Annotated in this window: 6 protein-coding genes and 1 pseudogene; 2 read left to right on the top strand and 5 right to left on the bottom strand. The window is 63.9% G+C overall.

What is annotated here, in order from left to right:
- Positions 1 to 145: 145 nt before the first annotated feature.
- Positions 146 to 403: a DUF5957 family protein gene (locus A37U_RS0135960; protein WP_169526996.1), complete on the top strand. Its 258-nt coding sequence runs from the start codon at positions 146 to 148 to the stop codon at positions 401 to 403.
- On the top strand, positions 400 to 1947 hold the full coding sequence (locus A37U_RS0135955; RefSeq protein ID WP_020501501.1) for a multicopper oxidase family protein: 1548 nt from the start codon (positions 400 to 402) through the stop codon (positions 1945 to 1947). The genes A37U_RS0135960 and A37U_RS0135955 overlap by 4 nt, the downstream gene beginning before the upstream one ends.
- 94 nt (positions 1948 to 2041) lie before the next feature.
- Here the strand turns inward: A37U_RS0135955 and A37U_RS52295 are convergent, their stop codons facing one another.
- The 5 genes and pseudogenes from A37U_RS52295 to A37U_RS0135925 form a co-directional block, all read right to left on the bottom strand.
- On the bottom strand, positions 2042 to 2194 hold the full coding sequence (locus A37U_RS52295) for a hypothetical protein (RefSeq protein ID WP_020501500.1): 153 nt from the start codon (positions 2192 to 2194) through the stop codon (positions 2042 to 2044).
- A 57-nt stretch (positions 2195 to 2251) separates the two neighbouring features.
- A complete protein-coding gene (locus tag A37U_RS0135945; RefSeq protein ID WP_020501499.1) occupies positions 2252 to 3151 on the bottom strand; it encodes an alpha/beta fold hydrolase in 900 nt (299 codons plus the stop codon).
- Positions 3148 to 3831 carry a TetR/AcrR family transcriptional regulator gene (locus A37U_RS0135940; protein WP_020501498.1) on the bottom strand — a complete coding sequence of 228 codons (684 nt, stop codon included), beginning with the start codon at positions 3829 to 3831 and terminating at the stop codon, positions 3148 to 3150. Before A37U_RS0135940 ends, A37U_RS0135945 begins: the two co-directional genes overlap by 4 nt.
- Before the next feature lie 719 nt (positions 3832 to 4550).
- A pseudogene (locus A37U_RS50630) lies at positions 4551 to 5701 on the bottom strand (IS3 family transposase); the annotation flags it as partial.
- A 74-nt stretch (positions 5702 to 5775) separates the two neighbouring features.
- On the bottom strand, positions 5776 to 6339 hold a 564-nt coding region (locus A37U_RS0135925), incomplete at its 5' end, for an IS3 family transposase (protein ID WP_020499338.1).

Below are 6339 nucleotides of genomic sequence, written 5' to 3'. Positions count from 1 at the left end.
GGAAACCCGCATTGAACGCGTTCGCGAACACGTTCGGTGACCGCTGGCCGGCCGCCGAGAAGTACTAACCACCAACGCCGAAAACACCGAACCTGTTACAGGCCCGATTACCAGGATCCCGCATCGCTCTACCCTCGTGTTATCGATGAATCCAGCGGAAAGACGAATCATGAGAACATTGGGTGTCGCCATTCTTGGTCTATTCGTCGGCCTTGTGCTCGGGTTCCTGGTTTTCAGTGAGATCGTCGGCAGGCTGGTAGCCAGCAACGGTTCACCAGAAGCGCCATGGACGTTCGTGATCGGCTTCGGACCGCAGATCCTCGCCGTAGTCGGCGCGGTGCTGGCCGTCGCCCTCGACAACCGGTATCGCGCCCGCAAAAGGAAAGGCAAGCAAAACTCGTGACACTTTCACGTCGGCACCTGCTGCGGGCAACGGCTGGCGGAGTCCTGCTTGCCCCGTTCGTCGCGGGATGTTCCAGCGTCCGCGGCGGTGGCAACGCCGAAACCGAGTCCAGCGCGGGCGCCGTGCTCAGGAGCGCGGTGCCACTGCCGACCGCGTTCACCGTACCGTTGCCGATCCCGCCGGTGCTGCGCCCGACGCGTACCGACCACGACACCGACTACTACGAGATCACCCAGCGGATCGGCCATGCGCAGATCGTGCCGGGCCTGCGCACGGAAGTCTGGGGATACAACGGCATCTTTCCCGGGCCGACCATCCAGTCGCGGCGTGGACGGCGCACCGTCGTGCGGCACCGCAACGAACTCCCGACGCCGGTCGTGATCCACCTGCACGGCGGCCGGACACCGCCCGAACACGACGGATATCCCACCGACCTGATCACCCCGATGGGCGGCAACGCGCACCCGGGACACGCCGGAAGCGGTGCTCAAGGCACACGGGACTACCGCTATCCGCTGGACCAGCCTGCCGCCACGCTCTGGTATCACGACCACCGCATGGACTTCACCGGTCCGCAGGTCTACAAGGGACTCGCCGGATTCCACCTCCTGCACGACGACCTGGAGGAGGCGCTGCCGCTGCCCAAGGGAGAACGCGACGTCCCACTGATGATCACCGATCGGTCCTTCGCCGAGGACGGATCCATGTCATATCCGGCGATCGACCCGTCGCTGACCGGACAACCCGGCGTCACCACCGACTTCATAAGCGGCGTCCTCGGCGACTGCGTGCTGGTCAACGGCGCCCCGTGGCCGGTCATGGAAGTAACCAACACCCGCTACCGCTTTCGCATCCTCAACGCCTCCAACGCCCGCCGCTACCGCCTCGCGCTCGACCCCAGCCCGCCGGCGGGATCATCCTTCGTGCAAATCGGCAGTGACCAGGGCCTGCTAGCGCAGCCGGTGGGGCACGAACAACTCCAGATCGCACAGGCCGAACGCTTCGACGTCGTCATCGACTTCTCGGCCTACTCCGTCGGCGACGAGGTGACGCTGGTGAACCAACTCGGCAAGAGCGGTACCGCCAACGTGATGGGGTTCGTCGTGGTCCGCGGCGGAACCGACGACAGCAGAATCCCGGACAAGCTGGCCGAAATCCAGCCGCTGTCCAGATCGGACGCTGTCGTCGAGCGAGAACTCACCTTCGAACGCCACGGCGCCGTGATGCACGGCGTCACTCCGTGGACGGTGAACGGCGAGCCGTTCAGCCCCGAGCACATCACGGCCGACCCGGCGTTCGGCACCGTGGAGCTGTGGAAGCTACGGGCACAGAACGTGCCACATCCGATCCATATCCACCTCGCGCCGTTCCAGATACAAAATCCGGGCCCCTACGCGGGCGGCTGGAAAGACACCGTCGACCTCGCCAGCGGCGACCAAGCCGAGGTCCTGCTGAGATTCGACAGCTACCGCGGCAAGTACGTCTTCCACTGCCACAACCTCGAACACGAAGACATGATGATGGCCAACTTCGAAATCCGCTGACACAACACGGCATACCGTTGCGGCCGGCGGTCTCACCCTCTGAACTCCTGCGGGCGTGGGTTGCGTTCGTGGTTGGCATGACGGTTCGGCGACCTCAGGCCAGTTGGTCGGCGACGGCACGCGGCGCGCGGCCGACCCCACGCAAGTCGTCCGGTTCGACAACGTCCGCGAACTGCTCCCGAACCACCCGCAGGTTGTCCTGTGCCGCACTGCGGTGCGAGAGCAGGCTGCGGGAGCGGTACGCCAACGTCGCGAGAGTCGATCACCATGGTGCTGTGGTCGGCGTGGACCGTTCGGAAGAGTTTTACGACTGATCGGTTGCGGTCAGAAATGAGCGTACGATCTGGGCGACCTCGCGGGGGTGGTCTTGAGCCAGGAAGTGTCCCGCCCCGCGAACCGTCTCAAGTTGGCCCTGGGGAACCCGGTTCGCTGCATCGTGCGCCAGCCGGAGTGGTACAGCGTCATCATCCTCGCCGTGGATGAACAAGGTTGGGCACGATAATTCGGACAGTCGAGGCATGTGGTTGGTGCGCATGCGCCGGGGGCCGATCTCGAATCGGTTCCAGTCGCTGAACAGGTGACCGCCGTGACGCCGTTTCGATTCGTACTCCGCGACATAGGCTGCTGCGAGCCAGTCGATCTCCGCCTCGGTGACATCCTCCGAGTAGGGCAGCTGCGTTCGCGCGAATGTCTCCAGCGACTTCGCCTTCTGCATGCTGGTGAGGGCCCACGAAATTGGTGTGCGCAACGAAAGGTAGGCCAGTTCATGGGCGCGAACGCGGTCGTGGATGCCCCCGCACGAGGCCAGCACGAGGCGCTCGACGCGATCGGGTGCCCGCAGCGCCGTCCCGAGACTCACCGTTGCGCCCATCGAAAGGCCGATGAGTGTCGCGGAGGACAGCCGCCAGTGATCCATCAGGCGGATTACGACATCTTCCAACGCCTCCTGGTCCGCGCGTGCTCGCCAGGGCCAGCTATCACCGTGTTTGGGCAGATCGGGCGAGAAGACACGGTGGTCGGCGACCAGGTCTTCGGCTACCCGTCGCCAGGTGATGGAACCGTTGTCCAAGCTGGCGCCATGGAGAAGGACGACAGCAGGGCCACGGACGCCCGCGGCCTGATAGGTGAGATGCCCTTCGTCGAAGTCGGCTCCTCCTCGATGGAAGCCGATGATCGACCTGAGGCCGTTCTCGCGGTTGGTCATGTGGGTTCATCCAATCTGGCGAGTTGATCGCCGAGCTGGTCGAGCAGGGTGAGTTGCGCTGCTCGGGCCATGCCAGGGTCTGCGGGGTGGTCGGTCGCGAGCCCACGACTGACTAGATCCGCGAAAAGCTCAACAGTGGTAGATAGCTGCCCGGCGGACATGGCACCCATGGAACCTGGGTAATCGACGAGTCCGATGGTGAAAACGCTGAGGACGCGCATGATGGTGTCCGCGTCGGCCGCGGAGTCAACGACCCCGGCGCGCTGCAGCCGGCCAGCGTAATCGCTCAGCCATCCGAACCGCCTGTGGTACCTGTCGTCGGTCACGGTGCGAGCGTGATCACCCAGGACGGATTCGTCACCGAGGAACAAGGCACTCATCAAGGGGTCCGCCAGGAGCGCTTCGACGCCGAACCGGTAGACAGCAGCGAGGTCGACTACGCCGACTGCGCCCGTAACCCGCAGATGCACGTGAGCTGTCAGTTCGCGCGTGCTCTTGCGAAGGATGGCGTCGAGGACGGCTGCCTTGTCGGAAAACTCCAGGTACACCGCCCCCTTGCCGATCCCTGCTCGTGCGGCGATGTCGGCGATGGTCGTGCTTGGCCACCCCTTGTCGAGGATGAGCTGCCGGGCAGCAGTGAGGATGCGTCTACGGCGATCCGGAACAAGTGGTCTGGGCATCGGGCCTCCTATGTAGTGACCAGTATAGTAAATACGGTCACTACGTGCATGAGCCCGGAATCAGCACGGCGAGGACTGTAGCTGGTCCATCTGGAGGAGTACGGCAACGTTCGACGGAGAAGCACGCAAGAGCCAGAGCCCTCCCGCGCGGTTGCTGCTGCCCTGTCTATCGCCGCGTCCCTTGATCTTGCCGCCGAAGATGCGCTCGTTCTGCGGAACTCCAACAAACTCACTCTGCGATTGACCCCATGTGACGTGCTGGCCCGGTCGCCCCCGCACCACGACGCGCGCCAAGGCGCTCAGTTTGAAATTGATCTAGCTCGGCGGCTCGCCCGGGTTGGCAGTCCGGTGGGCATGCTCGAGCCCTCGACTGGAGCCACGCATCTATGAGCGGGATGGCCTTCCTGGTCACCTTGCGGACCTATTACGAGCCCGTGACTACTACGGAAGTGATGTCCCCCAGTAGGCCGTCGCTCTCGAGCAACTACATGCCGGCATGGGTCAGATCGACATCCCGACACCGCATTTCACGGATCGCGTTGCCTCGGCACAGCAGTTGGTGGCGGATCACGAACGTACGCCTGAACTCCCGGATGCGGAACGGAAGCTACTCGACGACACGCTACGGAGCATGCGACGAGCCGCATCCGGGGGGCTGAACGTTTCTGTGACAGTGGTGACCTGCCCCATTGTTTGAGTTCCAGTTGTGGTGGCTGACTGGTGGTGGTGGTGTACTGGTTGGAGGATAGCTCGTATTCGATCGGGGTGCGGTAGCCGAGTGCGGAGTGGCGGCGTTGGCGGTTGTGCCAGATTTCGAGGTATTCGAAGATCGCGTTCGCCAGCTCGACGCGGGTTTTCCATTTCCGGCGGTTCAGTAGCTCGATCTGCATGGAGGACCAAAAGCTTTCCATCATGGCGTTGTCCAGTCCGTCGCCGACGGTGCCGAAGGAGGGCAGTAGGCCGGCTGAGCGGATTTTCTCGCCGAAGACCCAGGAGGCGAACTGGGTTCCGTGATCGGCGTGCACGACCCCGCCTGGGTCGGGTTGCCGCGTGCGGATGGCCATGTCCAACGCGTTGACCACGAGCGTGGCGTCGGCTCTCGCATCGATGGACCAGCCCACGATCCGACGACTAAACGCATCCAATACTGCGGCGCGGTACAGCCAGCCTTCACGCGTGCGGTGTTGGGTGATGTCGGTGACCCACAACTCGTCGCCACGATCGATGGAACTTGCGGTTGACCAGATCATCCGCGGTCGCGACTTCGGGTAGTCGTTTGACTCGAGCCGAGGCGGGCAGCCCGGAGATCCCGGCCTGGTGCATCAGCATCCAGACTGTCCGGTCGCAGACCGTGATACCCATGCCCAAGGTCAGCTCGGCATGCACGCGTCGATAGCCGTAGGTGCCGCGCGAGGCCACGTGCACCTCGCGGATCAGCCCGGTCAACCAGCGACGGCGAAGCTGCCTTTGCGGTGGCCGGGATTTCGCTTGTACTTGTAACAGTGCTGCCGAGCCACCCCAAGTACCCGGCAGCATCGGTCTACCGGCGCCCCGGCATCGACGAGACGATCGATCACCGGGACGAGTCTTTGGGGCGGGGCTTGTCCTGACCGAGGAACTTCGCGGCCTAACGGATGATCGCCAGCTCATTTTCCAGCTCGCGGATCCGTTTTCGGGCAGCGCGCAATTCGACCGACTCGGCTGCACTCCTGCCGGCAAGCTCGCCACGATCGATCTTGTCCTACTTGACCCACTTCGACAACGTGACCGGATCGATCCCAAGGCCCTCGACAACCTGCTCGCGCTGCTCGCCAGCGCGCACGAGCACGACAACGCGAGCACGGAACTCGACAGGATAGGCACGGGGCATACGACACAACCCTTCGGATCGGCCGCCAGTTAACCACCGAAACTGGAACCTTTTCCGTAGGTCAGGTCAGTTGTTTAGGCCGTGGTTGGGGCGGTTTGGGTCATGATGGTTTCGTATTCGATGGGGGTCAGGCGGCTGAGTCGGGTTTGTCTGCGTCGCCGGTGGTAGGTGCGCTCGATCCAGGTCACGATCGCGGTCCGGAGTTCCTGGCGGCTGGTCCACTTACGGCGGTCGAGAACGTTGCGTTGCAGGAGGCTGAAGAAGCTCTCCATGGCCGCGTTGTCACCGGCTGAGCCGACCTGGCCCATCGAGCCGCGAATCTGGTGGCGCCACAGCGATTGTTGCGGCTTGCGCGAGCGAAATTGACCTCCTCGGTCGCTGTGCAGCGTGCACTCGGCGACGGTGCCGCCGCGTCGGGCGACGGCGGATTCCAGGGCGTCGAGGGCGAGCTGGGCGCTNATGCGGTCAGCGATAGAGTAGCCGACGATCCGGTTGGACCACACGTCCTTGACCGCGCAGAGGTAGACCTTGCCTTCGTTGCTCGGGTGTTCGGAGATGTCTGTCAACCACAGGCGATTCGGCGCGTGGGCGGTGAACTCCCGACGCACCAGATCATCGTGTGCGGGCGCGCTGGGCCG

Source organism: Sciscionella marina DSM 45152 (assembly GCF_000379465.1).
GTDB classification, from domain to species: domain Bacteria; phylum Actinomycetota; class Actinomycetes; order Mycobacteriales; family Pseudonocardiaceae; genus Sciscionella; species Sciscionella marina.
This window is presented reverse-complemented; position numbering and strand designations above follow the sequence as displayed.